15 protein-coding genes are annotated in these 17,641 nt (G+C 67.6%); 10 read left to right on the top strand and 5 right to left on the bottom strand.

The features are described 5' to 3' along the window. The first annotated feature begins 320 nt into the window (after nucleotides 1-320). Nucleotides 321-1,721: a sigma-54 dependent transcriptional regulator gene (locus PLE19_03510; GenBank protein ID HPD13986.1), complete on the top strand. Its 1,401-nt coding sequence runs from the start codon at nucleotides 321-323 to the stop codon at nucleotides 1,719-1,721. 848 nt (nucleotides 1,722-2,569) lie between these two features. Further along, entirely contained in the window at nucleotides 2,570-3,940 is a 1,371-nt protein-coding gene (locus tag PLE19_03515; GenBank protein ID HPD13987.1) for a 2-isopropylmalate synthase, read from the top strand. A 262-nt stretch (nucleotides 3,941-4,202) separates the two neighbouring features. Here the strand turns inward: PLE19_03515 and PLE19_03520 are convergent, their stop codons facing one another. Together PLE19_03520 and PLE19_03525 are read right to left on the bottom strand one after the other, a co-directional pair. Further along, on the bottom strand, nucleotides 4,203-5,096 hold the full coding sequence (locus tag PLE19_03520; protein ID HPD13988.1) for a cation diffusion facilitator family transporter: 894 nt from the start codon (nucleotides 5,094-5,096) through the stop codon (nucleotides 4,203-4,205). 145 nt (nucleotides 5,097-5,241) lie between these two features. After that, nucleotides 5,242-6,105 carry a hypothetical protein gene (locus tag PLE19_03525; GenBank protein HPD13989.1) on the bottom strand — a complete coding sequence of 288 codons (864 nt, stop codon included), beginning with the start codon at nucleotides 6,103-6,105 and terminating at the stop codon, nucleotides 5,242-5,244. A 150-nt stretch (nucleotides 6,106-6,255) separates the two neighbouring features. On the opposite strand from PLE19_03525, the gene PLE19_03530 reads away from it, so the two are divergent. The 8 genes from PLE19_03530 (at nucleotide 6,256) to PLE19_03565 (ending at nucleotide 14,720) form a co-directional block, all read left to right on the top strand. Further along, nucleotides 6,256-6,648 carry a hypothetical protein gene (locus PLE19_03530; GenBank protein ID HPD13990.1) on the top strand — a complete coding sequence of 131 codons (393 nt, stop codon included), beginning with the start codon at nucleotides 6,256-6,258 and terminating at the stop codon, nucleotides 6,646-6,648. Nucleotides 6,649-6,711: 63 nt separating this feature from the next. Continuing rightward, nucleotides 6,712-8,058: a gfo/Idh/MocA family oxidoreductase gene (locus tag PLE19_03535; protein HPD13991.1), complete on the top strand. Its 1,347-nt coding sequence runs from the start codon at nucleotides 6,712-6,714 to the stop codon at nucleotides 8,056-8,058. A gap of 48 nt (nucleotides 8,059-8,106) precedes the next feature. After that, nucleotides 8,107-8,994, top strand: a complete 888-nt coding sequence (locus PLE19_03540) for a deoxyribonuclease IV (protein HPD13992.1) — start codon at nucleotides 8,107-8,109, stop codon at nucleotides 8,992-8,994. 44 nt (nucleotides 8,995-9,038) lie between these two features. Then, nucleotides 9,039-10,442, top strand: coding sequence for an aspartate ammonia-lyase (locus PLE19_03545; GenBank protein HPD13993.1), 1,404 nt, complete (start codon nucleotides 9,039-9,041; stop codon nucleotides 10,440-10,442). Next, complete coding sequence (locus tag PLE19_03550) at nucleotides 10,439-11,344, top strand: NAD(P)-binding domain-containing protein (protein ID HPD13994.1); 906 nt, start codon at nucleotides 10,439-10,441, stop codon at nucleotides 11,342-11,344. Before PLE19_03545 ends, PLE19_03550 begins: the two co-directional genes overlap by 4 nt. A 53-nt stretch (nucleotides 11,345-11,397) precedes the next feature. Beyond that, nucleotides 11,398-12,387, top strand: coding sequence for a KpsF/GutQ family sugar-phosphate isomerase (locus PLE19_03555; protein ID HPD13995.1), 990 nt, complete (start codon nucleotides 11,398-11,400; stop codon nucleotides 12,385-12,387). Continuing rightward, complete coding sequence (kdsA, locus tag PLE19_03560; GenBank protein ID HPD13996.1) at nucleotides 12,387-13,223, top strand: 3-deoxy-8-phosphooctulonate synthase; 837 nt, start codon at nucleotides 12,387-12,389, stop codon at nucleotides 13,221-13,223. Before PLE19_03555 ends, kdsA begins: the two co-directional genes overlap by 1 nt. Before the next feature lie 12 nt (nucleotides 13,224-13,235). Next, nucleotides 13,236-14,720: an NCS2 family permease gene (locus PLE19_03565; protein HPD13997.1), complete on the top strand. Its 1,485-nt coding sequence runs from the start codon at nucleotides 13,236-13,238 to the stop codon at nucleotides 14,718-14,720. Here PLE19_03565 and PLE19_03570 read toward each other — a convergent pair. The 3 genes from PLE19_03570 to PLE19_03580 form a co-directional block, all read right to left on the bottom strand. Further along, a complete protein-coding gene (locus PLE19_03570; protein HPD13998.1) occupies nucleotides 14,705-15,862 on the bottom strand; it encodes a hypothetical protein in 1,158 nt (385 codons plus the stop codon). The genes PLE19_03565 and PLE19_03570 overlap by 16 nt on opposite strands. A 118-nt stretch (nucleotides 15,863-15,980) precedes the next feature. After that, on the bottom strand, nucleotides 15,981-16,445 hold the full coding sequence (locus tag PLE19_03575) for a GNAT family N-acetyltransferase (protein ID HPD13999.1): 465 nt from the start codon (nucleotides 16,443-16,445) through the stop codon (nucleotides 15,981-15,983). Nucleotides 16,446-16,485: 40 nt separating this feature from the next. Then, nucleotides 16,486-17,514: a prepilin-type N-terminal cleavage/methylation domain-containing protein gene (locus tag PLE19_03580; GenBank protein ID HPD14000.1), complete on the bottom strand. Its 1,029-nt coding sequence runs from the start codon at nucleotides 17,512-17,514 to the stop codon at nucleotides 16,486-16,488. Between the last annotated feature and the right edge of the window lie 127 nt (nucleotides 17,515-17,641).

Genomic DNA, 17,641 nt, shown 5'->3' on the forward strand with positions numbered 1-17,641 from the left:
ACCGTCACGGACTTCGCCCTCCGGCTTCCTGCCTGATGGCGAAAGTCGAGCCTAGGCGTGCATGGAAAGGCTACCGCAGGTCCGGTGCGTTGTCAAAGGGAGGCGTTCGCCTCCTCCTCCTCCTCTGCCTTGATGGCCTGACGGCGCGGAAGGCGCGGGCGGCCCGAAGGGCCAAGTTGCGCCCGGCGGCAGGTGGCTGTATAACATATGCGCCGGGCCTTATCTGGGAATGGCGGGCGAGGGGCATGCGAGGGATGGTGTTGAGCAATAGCGAGACAAGGCAGGCTGGGGGCAGAGGCGCGGATAAGGCACGCCAGCGCGTGGTGTTGGTGGTGGACGACGACGCCGTCGGGCGCGAGAGCCTGGCGGAGGCGGTGTCGGAGATGGGCTACCGGGCTCTGGCCGCGTCCAGCGGCGCCGCGGCGATGGAGGTGCTGGAGCGCGAGCCCGTGGACCTTGTGCTCACCGACCTGCGGATGCCGGACATGGATGGCCTGGAGCTGCTGGCCCAAGTGCGGCAGCATGACTCGAAAATCTTCGTGATGCTGATGACGGCGTACGCTTCGGTGAGCACGGCGGTGGAGGCGATGAAGCGGGGGGCGTTCAACTACATCATGAAGCCCATTGACCTCGACCACCTGAAGGCGCACCTGGAGAATGCGTTCGGCGCGCAGGACCTGCTGTTGGAGAACATCCTGCTGCGCGAGCGGTTGGAGCACCTGAGCGGGACGCCGGACCTCATCGGCCATTCGTTCAGCATGCGGAAAGTGATGGACCTGATCAACCAGGTGGCGGATACACAGAGCACGATCCTCATCCGAGGCGAGAGCGGCACCGGGAAGGAACTGGTGGCCAACGCGATCCACCGGAAGTCGCGGCGAGCCAACGGCCCCTTCGTGAAGGTGAACTGCGCCGCGCTGAGCGAGAGCCTGCTCGAGAGCGAGTTGTTCGGCCACGAGGAGGGGGCCTTCACCGGGGCGATCCGGCAGCGCCAGGGGCGCTTCGAGCTGGCGGACGGCGGCACGATCTTCCTCGACGAGGTGAGCGAGCTGGCGCCGACCACACAGGCGAAGCTGCTGCGGGTGCTCCAGAACCGCGAGTTCGAGCGGCTGGGGGGGACCCAGACGCTGTGCGTGGACGTGCGTGTGGTGGCGGCGACGAATGCGGACCTGGAGGAGCGGGTGGAGAAGGGCGCCTTCCGGCGTGACCTGTACTTCCGCCTCAACGTGGTGCCAATCTACCTGCCGCCCCTGCGGAGCCGCCGGGAGGACATACCGCTCTTCGTCCATACGTTCATCCGGCGATTCGCTGAGCGCAATGGGAAGGACGTGGTGGGGATCACCCCCGAGGCCCTCCAGCGCCTGATGGAGCACGAGTGGCCGGGGAATGTGAGGGAGTTGGAGAACTGCATCGAGCGGATGGTCGTGACGTCCGTGAAGCGGGTGCTGGACGTGGACGACCTGCCGCCTGAGTCGTTTCGCGTGGAAGCCCCCGCCCGGGCAGCCAGTCGGGGAGCCGAGGTGGGTGGCGAGGGGGCGGCCGCCTGTCTTCCCGTGGGGCTGAGCCTCCGCGAGCTGGAGGAGATGGCCATCCGACAGACGCTGACCATCACAGGGGGGAATCGCACGATGGCGGCGCGCATCCTGGGCATGAGCCTGCGCAACCTTCACCGGCGGATTGAAGAGTACGGCATCGCGCGCCTTCGCCCCCGGCCGGAGTGACTGTCGTACGGCAGATCATTCGGCCAGACCCATACCAAGGAAACCACCGGCAGGGCCATGGGAGCGTGCCTCACGCGGATACTATGCCAGGTTGGCACGTATTTTCGCTCGCAGCCGAAGTCGTGCCGTGATGGCATAAAGATTCCAACCGCTGTTTGGGGTGGTTCGATCGCTATGCGCTCCTGTGAAATGCATCCAGTCGGTGGCGCCGATCATGCCTGTCGCGTAAGACCAAGCTGTACAGAGACATGGATTGTTCCAGTCGATGTGATGGCATCTGCCTACTGGGATAGCGCATTGCCCGGCCAGTCTTGTGGCATGTGATTTGCTGCTCGAGGAATGGTGAGGTGTGGATGTCAGACCTGCCCTACGGCAGGGGATGAGCTGTGAGCATTAGGGACGCGAATCTCGTGAGGAAGTGGAGACCCTGCCTGAAGTGCGGGCGTCTCATCCGCACCGACCGATGCCACCGCCTATGTGTGGCATGTTCCCATAGGAACGACGGAGTCCTCGACCGCAGAGGCCCAGTCCCGCACGAGCTTGCCCCAGTGCTCCGGGGCATTCTGACAGTGGACTGCGCGCAGCCCGACATGGTGGCCGCGCCAGCGTGCTTGTGCGACTGATGGGCGCAAGAGAAAGAGCAACAGCAGGTAGGTGCACGGGTGCACCTATCGGGCGTCGAGCAGGGAGTAGTTGCCGGGGGCCTACTCCCTGCAGTTTTTAACCTGCCGGCCGCAACGACCCCCAGGAAAAGCCATTCCCACCGCTTGGCAAATCTGGTATAATGCTCTTGCCGACAACGGCACCCTGGTTCCCACCCAAGCCCCATCGGACGTGAAAGGTCGCGAATGCTGCGTTGGAATAAGCACACTCGCACCCTGGAGCAGGAAGAGCATCACTTCGAGCTCCAGGACATCGCCGAGCCGAACCTCTTCCGCGACACGTTCCCCTACGTCGAGGTCCCCCGCATCCCCTTCGACCATCGGCGCGTCCCCATGTGGCCGCCCGAAGAGATCTGGATCACCGACACCACGTTCCGCGACGGCCAGCAGGCGCGTCCTCCATACTCAGTCGAGCAGATCGTCCAACTCTATAAGTTTCTCCACCAGCTCGGCGGCCCCAACGGCATCATCCGCCAGAGTGAGTTCTTCCTCTACTCCGACAAGGATAAGGAAGCTGTCCGCCGTTGCCTCGACCTCGGCTATCGCTACCCCGAGATCACAGGCTGGATTCGCGCCACCGCCAGCGACTTCAAGCTCGTCAAGCAGATGGGCCTCCGCGAGACCGGGATTCTCACCTCCTGCTCCGACTACCACATCTTCCTCAAGCTCGGAAAGACACGTAAGCAGGCCCTGGACATGTACTTAGGAATCGTCAAGTCTGCCATCGAGCAGGAGATCATCCCCCGCTGCCACTTCGAAGACCTCACGCGGGCCGACTTCCTCGGCTTCGTCGTACCCTTCGCCCAGGAGCTCATGAAACTCGCCCAGGAGAGCCGCCGCCCCGTCAAGATCCGCTGCTGCGACACACTCGGCCTCGGCGTCTGCTACCCAGGCTCCTCCGTCCCACGCTGCGTCCAGGGCGTCATCTACGGCCTCATCCAATACGCCAACGTCCCCAGCGCCTGGCTCGAGTGGCATGGGCACAACGACTTCTACAAGGTTGTTACAAACGCTGGCACCGCTTGGCTTTACGGCTGTGCAGCCGCCAACGGCACCCTCCTCGGCATTGGCGAGCGCACCGGCAACCCACCCATCGAGGCCCTCGCCATCGAGTACACCGCCCTCCGCGGCGACGCCAATGGCATGGACCTCTCGGTCATCACCCAGGTGGCCGACTACTATCGCCGCGTCATCGGCTACGAGCCTCCCCGGAGCCAGCCCTACGTGGGCGCCGACTTCAACACCACCGCCGCCGGCATTCACGCCGACGGCCTCCGCAAGAACCCCGAAATCTACACCATCTTCGACACCGAGCGCATCCTCGGCGTCCCCCCCACCATCGCCATCACCGACAAGAGCGGTGTGGCCGGCATCGCCGCGTGGGTGGACTTCGAACTGCGCGACCGCGGCGTCCACATCTCCAAGGACCACCCCGGCGTCATCGCCATCAAGGACGCTGTGGACGCCCAGTTCGCAGGCTGCCGCCTCACCGCAATGAGCCGCGAGGAGCTCCTCGCCCTCGCGCGCAAGCACCTGCCCGAGTACTTCAGCGAGTGAGGGGCCAGACACCGCGAATCTGAGCGAATGGCGCCAACCGGGGCACTGGGCGGCGCAGCGGGCGCCAAGGAAGACGCGGGCGGCTCGCAACGGCTCTGCCCAGCCAGGTCCATAATGTCCATCATGTCCAGGTGGGGCGGGAGAATGGGGCGCTCTGCGTGCCTGCCCGTGCCCGCGAATCGGTCGGAGGAGCGGCCCCACGCGGAGCGTAGGGACGAGGGGAGGGCGTCTTCTTCTCCGGATTCGCGGCCTGGTGCCGGCCTCAGGCTTCCCGCACCGGGTGGCAGTGCACGTCCACGCGGCGCACGTAGTCCATGCCGTCCACCAGCGTGTGCTCGATCTCGGTGGCGATGTGGTCGGCCTCGGCGATGGAGATGTGGGGATCCACGCCGATGGTGAGGTTCACGACGAGGTACGGGCCGAAGCGGTGGGCTCGGATTTCCTCGACCTCGCGAATGCCGGGCACACCCGTGAGGTGGCCCCTGATCTCCTCGGCCAGCTCGCGGCTCGGCACGCTGTCCATCAGCTCTGCGGCGGCGGAGCGGATGATCTCGACGCCGGTGCGCAGGATGATGAGGGCGACAATGGCGCCGGCGAGCGGGTCCACCCAGTCGAGGCCCGTGCGGCCGAGGAAGATGCCGATGGTGACGGCGGAGGCAGAGATGATGTCGTTGCGGTGGTCGTAGGCCAGGGCCATGACGGCCGGGTTGTGGGTCTGCCGGCCGATTCTCCGCGTGACGAGGGTGAGCGCAGTCTTGAGCGCGACGGTGAAGAGTGCGACCCAAAGGGTGATGCTGAGCGCCCCCTCCTCGGCGCCCGGCCGCGAGAGGAGGTCGTAGACGCGGTTCACTGCGTCCCAGAAAATGGCGATGCCGGTGGTCATAACGAACGCGCCGATGACGAGGGCGGCGATGCTCTCCATCTGGCGGTGGCCATAGGGGTGCTCGTCATCGGGCGGGCGGCCGGCGAGGCGCACGAACACGCTGACGACGATGTAGTAGGCGACGTCGGAGGTCGAGTTCACGCCGTCCGCGAGCAGGGCCGGGCTGTGGCCGAGGATGCCCACGGCCGTCTTCAGCGCGGCCAGGACCACATTGGCCGCGAGGCCGAGGTTGACGGCCAGCAGGCCCCGGTGCTCGCGCGAGTCGCGGGTCATGGGCTGTGCCTGGACAAGTGTGTGCGTCGCCACGCCGCCGGCCGGCGCGCGCCGGCCCGGGCAGGGGCCATCTTCGTGCCTTTGTAGGATACGCCGACTCCGGCACGGCGTCAAACACGTTCTTGAGGCGTGGGGTGTTCAGCGGTCAGCGCGCGGGAGGCTTCCCGGGAGCCGGCGGCGGGGTGACGTTGGGGCCGACGATGGTGGGGAGGAGGTCCCTGCCCACAAAGCGCGCGTAGCGCAGCAGGTCGGCCGGAAACAGGTCGCGGCAGTGAAGCTGGTAGAGCAGGAACAGGTAGAAGAGCAGCAGCGTGTCGTCGCCCAGCTCGTAGTAACCCACGCTGGCCTTCTCGTTGAGGACGGTGGGGACCCACGCCACACCGCCCGTGCGGACGGGCCGCTGCTCGAAATGGTAGACGAGGCCGCGGTCAAGCACACACAGGCAGTCGAGCCAGCCCTCTGGCACGAGGCGGCGGTGCAACTGGGAGAGCTCTGCGGCGAGGCGGTCCACCGGCGTGGCGCACTGGAAGGCGAAGAGGACCGTGAAGGGGGCCATGTTCTTCTGGTTGGGGCCGTAGAGACGGTGGCCGTGGTGTTGCGAGACCAGGGCCGAGCGGTCGAGCCGCTTCGCCGAGGTGACGGCGGCCACGGCCTCCTCCAGGTCGCCCAGCGAGAGCACGGGCTTCACCTCGATAGCCGCGTAGACCGCCTCGGCGGGGAACAGGCGCGAGGCCTCGGTCTCCTGGAGGAGTGGCGAATGGAACGCATCGTAGATGACCACATCTATCTGGCGGCTGCCCCAGCCGCGGGAGTCTACCAGCTCGCCGCGCGCCACGCCGTAGCAGGGCGGCAGGTGGCGCTGGAGGAAGTCGGTCACCACAGCCTCGCGGCGCATGCCCTTCTCATACGGGTGGGTGCCGCCCACCGAGTGGGCGTCGAAGGCCGCGCGCAGCATCTTGCTGACGGCTCGGAACTTGCCCGGAAGATCGAACGGTGGTTGGATGGGCATGGGCCTGCCTCGTGGACGGGTGGAGGGCCTCGGGCGCGGCGCGAATCATAGGGCGCGCCGGGCCGAATGTCAAGCTTGACAAGCCCCGCAAGCCGCGCATAATGCACACAGAGGCCGGAACCCAGGCTTTGGTCAGAGAGGAGAGGACCCATGAGCGGATGGCGTGCGTTGGCGGCAGTGGCGGCCCTGGCGTTGGCCGTGGGACCGGGCTGCGCGACCGTGCAGGTGGCCACGAACTTCAACGGGCAGGCCATCACGACCGATGCGGGGGGCGCCGTGGCGCACATCAATGTGAGCAACTGGGGCTTCTACTTCCTGCCGAGCTACGCGCTCCTCACCGGCGACACGGTGACGCAGGGCAACATCGCCGTCGGCAAGGACACGGTGACGGTGGCCTCGGCCATCGAGATGCTCACGGTGAGCAGCAAGGCCATGGGCGCGACGAAGACGACCGACATCACCTCGTTCCGCCGCAGCATCGCCGTGCTGCCGCCGATCATCTGGTTCAAGACCGTGCAGGTCTCCGGCAACGCCACGCGGTAGCCGCAGGCGGGCGCCGAATCCGTCGGAGTCGACATGGGAAAGCGGGAGGCGGAGGGTCTGCGCATGCAATCTGAGCAGCGCGCGTCGCGGCGCCGGTTTCTCGAAACCAGTGGCAAGGCCGCTGTGGCCTCGGCTCTCGCCGGGGCGGCCCTGCCCGCCGTGCATGCGGGCGAGGACAACACCATCCGCCTGGCCCTCATCGGCTGCGGCGGGCGCGGCGGCGGCGCCGCCGTCAACGCCTTCGACGCGCCGGGCGGGCCCGTCAAGCTGTGGGCCGCGGCCGACATCTTCCAGACCCGCCTCGACGCCTGCCTGAAGAACCTTCAGACCAAGTACCCCGAGAAGATGGACGTGCCGGCCGAGCGCCAGTTCCTCGGCTTCGACGCCTACAGGAAGGCCATTGACACGCTGCGGCCCGGCGACGTGGCCATGCTGTGCGGCTACGCGGGCTTCCGCCCCGCCCAGCTCGAATACGCCGTGGAAAAGGGCGTCAACGTCTTCATGGAGAAATCGTTCGCGGCCGACCCGCCCGGCGTGCGCCGCGTCATCCAGGCCGGCGAGGCGGCCGAGAAGAAGGGCCTCAAGATCGCCGCAGGGCTCATGTGCCGCCACTCCGTCGCCCGCCAGGAACTCATCCGGCGCATCCGCGACGGCGCGCTCGGCGACATCCTCCTCATCCGAGCCTACCGCATGGAGCCCGTGGGCCCCATGGGGCGCAAGCCTGACGGCGAGAGGGAACTCTTCTGGCAGGTGCGCAACTTCACGCGCTTCTACTGGGTCTCGGGCGGCCTCTACGCCGAGATGGACATCCACCAGATTGACGAAATCTGCTGGCTCAAAGACGCGCTGCCGGTCGCCTCGCACGGCGTGGGCGGCCGCGCCGCCAACAGCACGGACTGTAGCCAGAACCTCGACTCGTTCGCCGCCGAGTGGACCTTCCCCGACGGCACCCGCGCGACCGACGTCGTGCGGTATCTCCCAGGCTGCCACATGGAATTCGCCACCTACGTTCACGGCACCAAGTGCGCGGCGCAGTTCTCCGGCAGCCACCATGCGGGCACGGTCGTCATGTACAAGGACCAACGGATGGCCCGCGACAATATCGCCTGGAAGGCCGAGAAGGAGCAGTTCAGCCCGTGGCAGGCCGAATGGAACGTGCTGCTCGACGCCATCCGCAACAACAAGCCTCACAACGAGGCGAAACGCGCTGCCCTGTCGAACCTGGCCGACATCATGAGCCGAGCGGCCATCCACTCGGGCAAGATCGTCACCTGGGACGAAGCGATGGCCTCGAACTTCCAGTTCTGCCCCACGATTGACGCGATGACGCCCGACAGCGAGCCGCCCGTGAAGCCCGACGCGAACGGCCGGTACCCCGTGCCCATCCCCGGCGTGTGGACGGAGATCTGAGCCCTGGCGAGACACGCGAGCGCCCAATCGAAGGCGTCGCCGCTCCTCCTGGGCGCGCACATGTCGATCCAGGGCGGGGTCCACCGCGCCATCGAGCGGGGCCAAGCCCTGGGCTGCACGGCCCTCCAGATTTTCACCCGAAACCAGGTCCAGTGGCGGGCGGCTCCGCTGACCGCTGACGACTGCGAGCGGTTCCGGGCCGCCTGGGCCGCATCGGGCATCGGGCCGATCGTTGCCCACGCGAACTACCTGATTGACCTGGCAAGCGCCGACGAGCGGGTCGCCCGCCTGTCGCTCGACAACCTGATCATCGAGTTCCAGCGGGCGGCGGCGCTCGGCCTCCGATGGGTTGTGTTACACCCCGGCTGCCATCAGGGGCGGGGCGAGCAGGCGGGGCTACAGCAGGTGGCCGAGGCGGCCACGCGGGCGATGCAGGCCACGCGCGACCTGCCGGTCGGCCTCCTCCTGGAAACGACGGCGGGGCAGGGGACCTCGCTCGGCTGGCGCTTCGAGCAGCTCGCCTGGCTGCTCGAGGCCATTTCGCCGCCCCAGCGGCTCGGCGTGTGCTTCGACACCTGCCACGTCTTCGCCGCCGGCTACGACCTGCGGACCCCGGAAGCTTACGAGGCCACTATGGCCGACTTCGACCGCATCGTCGGGCTCTCCCGCATCCACGCCATCCACCTCAACGACGCCAAACGCGAGTTGCGCAGCCGCGTGGACCGTCACGAACAGATCGGGAGGGGCAAGCTGGGCCGAGGCGCGTTCCGCTGCCTGCTTCGCGACAGCCGTCTCGCCGCCGTGCCCAAGATCATCGAGACGCCGAAGGAAGATGGCGAGCGCGACGACTGGGACACGGTGAACCTCCGGCTCCTTCGGCGCCTCGCCCGACCAGCGGCGGCCCGAGGCATTGCACGGGCATCGGGGGCGCGTTAGAATGAAGGCCGCGCCGGCAACTCCGCCGGCCCCGGAGGCATCCAATGGGTGAGTTCCGCATCGAGAAGGACTCTCTGGGGGAGGTCCCCGTGCCCGCGGAGGCCTACTACGGCGCCCAGACGCAGCGGGCCGTGGAGAACTACCCGATCAGCGGCGTGCGGCATCCCAGGCATTTCGTGCTCGCCTGCGCCTACATCAAGAAGGCGGCGGCCCTGGCCAACCGCGATGTGGGGAACCTCGAGCCCAGACTGGCCGAGGCCATCGCGGCGGCTGCCGACCGCGTGCTTGCCGGCGAGTTCGCCGACCAGTTCGTCGTGGACGTCTACAACTCGGGCGCCGGCACGTCCTTCCACATGAACGTCAACGAGGTGCTCGCGAACGTCGCCATCGAGGGCCTGGGCGGCCAGCGGGGTGACTATCGGCTCGTCCACCCCAACGACCACGTCAACTACGGGCAGTCCACGAACGACGTGATTCCCACGGCGACGCGCCTGGCCGCGCTGCTGATGCTGCGCGAGCTGATGCCGGCGCTCGACCGCCTCGTGGCGGCCTTCCGCGGCAGGGCCGAGGCCTTCGACGGCATCATCAAGGCGGGGCGCACACACCTCCAGGATGCCGTGCCGGTGCGCCTCGGCCAGGAGTTCGGCGCCTATGCCGTCGCCGTGGCCAAGGCGGCCAGAGCCATCGAAGCGGCCGGCGCATCGTGCGCGGAACTCGGCATCGGCGGCAGCGCCACGGGCACAGGGATCAACACCCACCCCGAATATGCCGACAGGACCGTGGCCTACCTGTGCCAGCACACAGGGCTCGACCTGCGCCCAGCCCCCGACCGTTTCGAGGCGATGCAGAGTCAGGGCCCGGTGGTGCAACTCTCCGCCGCCCTGCGGGGACTCGCCGTCGAGCTGATTCGCATTGCCAACGACCTGCGCCTTCTCGCCTCCGGGCCCACGAGCGGCCTGGCCGAGATCCTCTTGCCCTCAGCGCAACCCGGGTCGTCCATCATGCCCGGCAAGGTGAACCCCAGCATCCCGGAGATGCTGAACATGGTCTGCTTCGGCGTGCTGGGCAACGACCTCACGGTCGCCACAGCCGCCCAGGCGGGGCAGCTCGAACTCAACGTGATGATGCCGGTCATCGCCTACCGCCTCCTCGACTCGCTCCTGATCCTCACCAACGCCATTGCCGTGTTCACGAAGCGCTGTGTCGAGGGCATCCAGGCCGACGCCGCGCGATGCCGCGCCTATGCGGAACGCACTCTGGGCCTGGCCACGGCGCTCAACCCTTACATCGGCTATCGCGCCGCGGCAGAAGTAGTCAAGGAGTCCCTCGCCACGGGCCGCGCGATGCGCGACATCATCCTGGCGAAGGGCCTGCTCGGAGCCCAGGAACTCGATCGCATTCTTGACCCGCGAGCCATGACCGAACCGAAAGGAAGAGAGGGAACATGAGGAAGGTCGGCTTCATCGGCCTTGGGATCATGGGCCTGCCGATGGCCCGCAACCTTGCCAAGGCCGGCTTCGAACTCACCATCGTCGGCGGCCACGCGAGGGACGCTGTGGCGGAACTCCGCGCGGGGGGTGCACAGGTGGTCGCCGCGCCCGCCGATGTGGCCAATGGCTGCGAACTGGTCATCACCTGCCTCCCCGACACGCCGGACGTGCGGCAGGTCGTCGCGGGTCCGGGCGGCCTCCTCGACGGCGCCAGGCAGGGCCTGATCGTGGTGGACCACAGCACCATCGCGCCGATGGCAGCCCGTGAGATCGCCGAGGCCTGCGCCGCGCGAGGCGTCGCCTTCCTGGACGCGCCTGTGAGCGGCGGGCAGCAGGGCGCCATCGCGGGCACGCTCTCCATCATGGTCGGCGGCGACGCCCAGGCGCTGGCCAGGGCGATGCCCGTGCTCGAGGCCATGGGCAAGAAGATCGTCCACGTGGGCGCCAGCGGGGCAGGGCAATTCACCAAGGCCTGCAACCAGATCATCTGCGCCGTCACATGGCAGGCCATCGGCGAGGGCATGGCGCTCGGGGCCAAGGCGGGCGTGGACCCCGCCAAGATGCTGGAGGCGGTGAGCGCGGGTGCCGCCCGCTGCTGGGCACTTGAGGTGCGCACGCCGCGGTTGCTCGACGGGGACTTCAAGCCAGGGTTCATGGCCAAGCTCCAGTACAAGGACCTCGTCATCGCCACCGAGGCTGGCAAGAAGCTCGGCGTGCCGCTGCCCGCAACGGCGCTCGTCACGGAACTCTACGCGGCGCTGAAGACAGCCGGCAAGGGCGACTGGGATACGTCATCCCTGGTGACGATCGAAGAGCAGCTCGCCGGCGTGGAAATTCGCCGCGGCAAGCCCGCGGTTTGACACAGCGCCCCGGCGGGCTATAATCGGCGAGCGGACGAACAAGAGGAGGCCGGATGGGCGGTACCCCGTTGGACTCGCGGCAGGCCCTGGCTCAAGCGCGTGCCGTTCTCGATGCCGAGCTCCAGGCGCTCGCGCGGCTGAGCGAGCGCCTGGACGACGCCTTCGTGCGGGCCGTCGAGGCTGTGTTGAGTTGCACGGGCAAGGTGGTGGTCGCCGGGGTCGGCAAGTCGGGCATGGCGGCACGCAAGCTGGCCGCCACCTTCTCCAGCACGGGCACGCCGGCGGTGTTCCTGCACGCGGGCGAGGCGCTCCACGGCGACCTGGGCCTCCTGCGGCCCGAGGACGTACTCATCCTCATCAGCCACAGCGGCGAGAGCGACGAGGTGGTTCGCCTGCTGCCGGCTGTGGCGACCATCGGCCCCACCGTCGTCGCCTTCACCGGCGCGCCTGACTCGCGGATCGGCAAGGCGTCGGACATTGTGCTCGACTGCGGAGTCGAGCGCGAGGCCGACCCGCTCAACCTCGCCCCCACCGCCAGCGCCATCGCGGCGCAAGCCCTGGGCGATGCCCTGGCCATCGTGGTGGCCGCGCACAAGCAGCTTACCCCCGAGCAGTTCGCACTCTCGCATCCGGGCGGGGCGCTCGGCCGACGCCTCACGGTCAGGGTCGAGCACCTCATGCACGGCGGGGCCGAACAGCCCATTGTGCGCCCCGACACGCCGATGCGCGAGGTGGTGGTCGAGATGACCTCCAAAGCCCTCGGCGCGGTGAACGTGATTGACGGCGAGGGCCTCCTGGTGGGCATCATCACGGATGGCGACCTGCGGCGCGGCCTCCAGAAGCACGACAACCTGCTCGCCCTGCGCGCCGGCGACCTCATGACGCGCAACCCGATCCGCGTGCAGGCGGGCACGATGGCGATTGACGCTCTCCACCTGATGGAGGACCGCCCGCGCCAGATCATGGTGCTGCCCGTCGTGGATGCGGCAGGCAAGGCGGTGGGTCTCCTGCGGGTCCATGACATTGTGAAGGCGGGGCTCTGATGCGGGTGAAGCGCGTTCAGATTGCAGAGGGTGTCGTGGCAGGCGACGAGCGGCTTCTGCTCGTTGCCGGGCCATGCGTCATCGAGTCGGCCCGCCAGTGCCATGCCCTGGCTGCACGGCTCAAGGCTATCGCGGCCGAAGCGGGCGTGATGTTGGTGTTCAAGGCCTCGTTCGACAAGGCCAACCGCAGCTCGCTTGGGTCCTATCGGGGGCCGGGCCTGGCCGACGGGCTGGCGATCCTGGGCGAGGTGAAGGCGCGCCACGGCGTGCCCATCCTCACAGATATCCACGAGACGAACCAGGCCGAGCCTGTGGCCCGCGTGGCCGATGTGCTCCAGATCCCGGCTTTCCTGTGCCGCCAGACCGATCTCATCCAGGCCGCGGCCCGCACGGGGCGCGTGGTGAACATCAAGAAGGGCCAGTTCCTGGCCCCCGGCGACATGCGGCACGCCGTCGAGAAGGCCACGGCCGCGGGCGCCGGAGGAGTGATTCTCACCGAACGCGGCACATCGTTCGGCTACCACAATCTGGTGGTAGATATGCGCTCGCTGGCCATCCTGCGGGAACTCGGCTGGCCCGTGGTCTTCGACGCAACCCACAGCGTCCAGCTCCCCGGCGGCGCCGGCACCCACTCGGGCGGGCAGCGTGAGTTTGTGCCTGTGCTGGCCCGCGCCGCGGCCGCCGTGGGCATGGACGGCCTCTTCGTCGAGGTCTCGGCCCGACCCGATGCGGCGAAGAGCGATGCCGCCAATTCGCTGCCTGTGCGCGACCTGGGCGGCTTGCTGCGGACCGTTCTGGCGATCCGACGCGCTTGCCAGCCTGCACACCACCACTAGCGAGGACGGGGAATGGAGGCGTTTCTCCGACGTTTCTTCCTGCTGGACGAGCGGGGGACGACGGTAGCGACTGAGGTGCGCGCCGGCGTCGTCACCTTCATGACGATGGCCTACATCATCGTTGTGCAACCCATCGTCCTGATGAACGCCGGCATGCCGCTCAAGGCTGTGATGCTGGCCACGTGCCTGTCGAGCGCCTTCGCCACCGTGCTGATGGGCGTGCTCGCAAACTACCCCATCGCGCTGGCCCCGGCGATGGGCCATAACTTCTACTTCACCCTGCTCGTGACCAGCGGCGTGGCGCCCAACTGGCAGGTGGCGCTGGGCGCGAACTTCATCTCCGGCGCCCTGTTCATCGTGCTGTCGCTGTTCGGCTTCCGCGAGCGGATCATCCGGGCCGTGCCCGATTCGCTGAAGTACGCCATTGCCGTGGGCATCGGTCTGCTCATCGCGCTCGTGGGCTTCCAAATGGCTGGCTTCGTGGCCGTGAACGCCGAGAATCCCATGGCCACGGGCCTCAAGATGGGCACCCTCGGCAAGCCGGCGCTGCTGGCGGCCATGGGGTTGGCCCTCACCAGCGCCCTGATGGCCTTCAAAGTGCGCGGGGCCATCCTCATCGGCCTCGTCGGCACCGCCGTGCTCGGCATTCCGATGGGCCTGGTGCGGCCCGCCGCCAGCCTGATCAGCGCGCCGCCGTGGAGCGAACTGCTGCACACCGCGCTCGCGCTCGACATCGCGGGCGCCCTCCGGCTCGGCCTCGTGGGGGTGATCTTCACGTTCTTCTTCCTCGACCTCTTCGACACGGTGGGCACGCTGATCGGCGTGTCGCAGCAGGCGGGGCTGATGGTCAACGGCCAACTGCCCCGAGCTCGGCAGGCCCTCTTCAGCGACGCGGCCGGCACCGTGGCCGGTACGCTGCTGGGCACCTCCACGATCACGAGCTACATCGAGAGCTCGGCCGGTGTGTCGGAGGGCGGCCGAACCGGCCTGGCTAACGTGGTGACGGCGCTGCTGTTCGTCGCCGCGGTTTTCTTCTCGCCGTGCGTCGAGATGATCGCCGGCGGCGCACCGACCACGGAGGAGTTCCGGCTCGAGCACTTCGACGGGGCGTGGGAAGCCAGACGCAGCACCGACGGGCAGGCCGCATCCTCGGAGACCCCCTTGGCGGCCCCCAAGGACTCCGCTCTCGTGGTGCGCCGCCTGAAGGTCCTCAGCCCCGTCACCGCGCCCACGCTCATCCTCATCGGGTGCCTCATCGTATCGGCCGTCGTGCATATCCCCTGGAACGACTGGACGGAGGCCGTCCCCGCTTTCCTGGCGATTATGATGATGCCTCTCACGGGGAACATCACGGAGGGGATCGCCTTCGGCTTCATCGCCTACGGCTTCCTGAAGCTCATCACGGGGCGCGTGCGCGAGGCCAGCCCCTGGCTGCTCGTATTCGCAGCGCTGTTCGCGGCACGGTATGCCTATCAGGCGCTTCACGGGGCGATCTGAGGGGCGTCGGTCGGGCCGGGCGGCAGAGCATCGGGCCGCCCCGAGGGCTCGGCAGCGGACTTCCTGGGCGTGGGCTTGGGCGGGAACCTCTTGAGAGCCTGCTGGATCGTCTCCCCATCCGCATTCAGGCTGGTGTACGCGCTCTCGATCCACTCGCGGCGTGGGTCGCCCTCGGGTAGCCCGCGGTAGCGCTGGACGATGGCCTCCAGCATCTTCGGGTCGGGGTCGTGGCTCAGCAGATCGTCCGCCGCCTTGAGATGCTCGACGCGCTCGGCGCTGAAGAGCAGGTCAATCAGGCGTGCTTGCGGGTCCTCCTCCTTGCGGGACACCTCGGCGTCGGGCGGAGGGGCCTGCCGCACGCGCGGGAAGAGACGCTGCACGGCCTGCTCGATGGATGCGCCGGTGAAACGGAGGTGCGCCGCGGCGAGGCGCGGCCGGCGGGGATCGTCCTCCTTCAACTCGAAATACACCGTGGCCAGGCGGTCCATGTCGATCTGCGCGCGATCGCGGATCATCTGGCAGCCGTACTCGAAGTCAGCCGGGCTCTCGCTGAGCAGCAAGCTCTCGATCACCAGCGCCCGGCGGTGGCGTGCGGTGCCGACCGACACAAGAACAGCCGTGAGGGCGGTGAAGGTGACGGCCAGCAGGACGACGGTGAGGGCGAGAGACCGGTGCGCCCCGACGCGGCACGCCAGGGCGCAGTGACGGGCGAAGACGAAGGCCGTGAGCCACGGGGTGAAGGCCAGCAGGCCGCTCAACAGGTCGCAGTGCACGAGGGCGAAGGGCAGCAACACCAGCCCAAGTGCAGCCGAGAGGAGGGCGCCGACGGCGAACGGCCCGGCGAGCAGCATGCCGAGCGCTGACCGGCGCATGCCGCTGAGGCCCCAGAAGGCCAGAGCCGCGATCAGCGCACCCTCGGCCACGTAGGTCGGCATGGCCAGGTAGGGAGGCAGGGCGGCCCGGTCGGCCACGCTAGGCACGAACAGCGCGGGGTCGGCCAGGAGCAAGGCCACGGGGGCCAGGATGCCGAAGAAGAGGTCGAAGGCGACCTGCCCGCCCGTCGGCCCCATGCCCACACCGCCCGACCCGTACTCGGCGTCCAGGATGTCCTGCCGGACCTGAAAGTCGCGCTCGTCGCTCATGGGCGACCTCCGTGGCACCGGGGGTGACGTGCTGCCCAAGATTATAGCACGGCGCGGCGCAGATTTCGAGGCAATGGGGGGAGGAAATGGGTGAGGATCGCGACGGGTCGGGGGCGACTCATAGCGGACGAATGTAGTGAATCTGGCGGGCCACCTCGGTGAAGCCCAGCTTGGGGTAGAGAGCGACGCACCGCTGATTCTGCTCGAGGGTCTCGATGCGGGCGTACTTCATGCCCTGGGAGCGCAGATAGGCCAGTGCGGCATCCAGAAGCTGCCTGCCGATCCCGCCCCCCTGGTGGGCGGGGTGAACAGCCAGATTGGGAATGGACCCAATCGCGGTCGTGGGGTTGATGCGACAGGACACGTAGCCGACGACGCAACCATGGGCCTCGCAGACGAAGATGCCCGATGGGTTCGCCGCGATGTCGGCCTCGACGTGGCTGGCCTTGCGCTCCTGCCAGCGCACACCGTTGATGACGCCGTGCAACGCCTCGATGTTCTGGTCAATCGAAACGCCGTCGAAGGCGAGCTTCGTGACGCGGAGCAGGTCGTCACGATCGGTGGGGCGATAGGGGCGAATCATCGAGCGCGCCGTCAGGGGAGGGGGCAGAAGGCCAGGCGCCTCACGGACGCAGCACGAACCAGTGAATCCGCGGGCGGGCCGTCACCGTGTCCTTGGCGAATGCCGTGTGGTCGGGCTCGGCCCAGTCCTTCTGGTATTCCTGTCGGTGCATGAGGTTCACGTGGCCGTCTACGAAGAGCACATTGGCGCGGCCGCCGTGACGGAAGCGGAAGCCGCGGAGCCCGTCGTTCACCAGGTTCGGCGCCACGTCCGCCTTGATATAGTCCATCATCATCATTGTGCGGGAGGCCTCGGGGACCGTCGAGAACTCGCCAAGGTAGCTGTAGGCGCAGGGCCACGTCTTGCGTGGAGCAGTGCCCGTGTCGCAGTTGCAGTACTTGACGCCGCCCGAGTCTTTGGAGCTGTCGTACATGTGCTTCGGCCTTCCGGCCATGACAATGCCGGCGCCCCAGCCGCCCGAGGGTGCGCTGGCGCGGTAGTAGAAGCTGTTGCCGATGGCGCCCCACTTCCAGGTGGGCACGTCGGTGTTGGGGATGGCGGGCACCGTCTCGCGGCTCGTGCCGATGGGTCCCGCGTACTTGAAGCCGAAGTTATTGTAGCCAAAGTTGTCGTCGAAGACGCGGTCTTTGTCGTTGGTGCTGCCAACACTGTTCACCTGCGTATAGTTCCCCTTCACGCGGGTCTGGTCATAGGGGTCGGCGCTGGCGGGGCAGCGCAGCGCGTTGTGTTCGGGGGGCAGCCAGTTGCCGGCAAGGGGATCCTTCGTGGGGTAGAGGGTCTTGGAGACCTTGCGGTACCACCACTGGTCCTCCTTGAGGCCATAGTCAACGAGCTGAAGGGGATTGGCGGTGGTGTCAAGCACGACGCAAGACGGGTATTTACCGTAATTGGAGTTGGCGATGAGTTGGAGGGCCACGTAGACCTGGCGACAGTTGTTGCTGCATGCGCGCGCCAGGGCCGCATGCTTGACGGTGAGCAGCACTGGGCTCACCATCGAGGTGAGGATGGTGAGCAGGGACACCACAGTGAGGAGTTCCGTAATGGTGACGCCCCGATTCTTGCGTCGCATGGCTGATTCCCCAGATTTCAGGTCATGCACGCCGTGCATCCTACGTACGCCCGCCCATTTTCATTCTATCCCTGGGGCACAGGCCTGTCAACGGGAATTTGCCCAAGACACGACGCCTCAGACACTT

The organism is Planctomycetota bacterium, from assembly GCA_035384565.1.
Taxonomy (GTDB): domain Bacteria; phylum Planctomycetota; class PUPC01; order DSUN01; family DSUN01; genus DAOOIT01.

What these genes read in the sequence shown, in the direction of transcription:
- PLE19_03515 (HPD13987.1), top strand. Translation starts at nt 2,570, where the DNA reads ATGCTGCGTTGGAATAAGCACACTCGCACCCTGGAGCAGGAAGAGCAT.
- PLE19_03520 (HPD13988.1), bottom strand. Translation starts at nt 5,096, where the DNA reads ATGACCCGCGACTCGCGCGAGCACCGGGGCCTGCTGGCCGTCAACCTC.
- PLE19_03525 (HPD13989.1), bottom strand. Translation starts at nt 6,105, where the DNA reads ATGCCCATCCAACCACCGTTCGATCTTCCGGGCAAGTTCCGAGCCGTC.
- PLE19_03530 (HPD13990.1), top strand. Translation starts at nt 6,256, where the DNA reads ATGAGCGGATGGCGTGCGTTGGCGGCAGTGGCGGCCCTGGCGTTGGCC.
- PLE19_03535 (HPD13991.1), top strand. Translation starts at nt 6,712, where the DNA reads ATGCAATCTGAGCAGCGCGCGTCGCGGCGCCGGTTTCTCGAAACCAGT.
- PLE19_03545 (HPD13993.1), top strand. Translation starts at nt 9,039, where the DNA reads ATGGGTGAGTTCCGCATCGAGAAGGACTCTCTGGGGGAGGTCCCCGTG.
- PLE19_03550 (HPD13994.1), top strand. Translation starts at nt 10,439, where the DNA reads ATGAGGAAGGTCGGCTTCATCGGCCTTGGGATCATGGGCCTGCCGATG.
- PLE19_03555 (HPD13995.1), top strand. Translation starts at nt 11,398, where the DNA reads ATGGGCGGTACCCCGTTGGACTCGCGGCAGGCCCTGGCTCAAGCGCGT.
- kdsA (HPD13996.1), top strand. Translation starts at nt 12,387, where the DNA reads ATGCGGGTGAAGCGCGTTCAGATTGCAGAGGGTGTCGTGGCAGGCGAC.
- PLE19_03565 (HPD13997.1), top strand. Translation starts at nt 13,236, where the DNA reads ATGGAGGCGTTTCTCCGACGTTTCTTCCTGCTGGACGAGCGGGGGACG.
- PLE19_03570 (HPD13998.1), bottom strand. Translation starts at nt 15,862, where the DNA reads ATGAGCGACGAGCGCGACTTTCAGGTCCGGCAGGACATCCTGGACGCC.
- PLE19_03575 (HPD13999.1), bottom strand. Translation starts at nt 16,445, where the DNA reads ATGATTCGCCCCTATCGCCCCACCGATCGTGACGACCTGCTCCGCGTC.
- PLE19_03580 (HPD14000.1), bottom strand. Translation starts at nt 17,514, where the DNA reads ATGCGACGCAAGAATCGGGGCGTCACCATTACGGAACTCCTCACTGTG.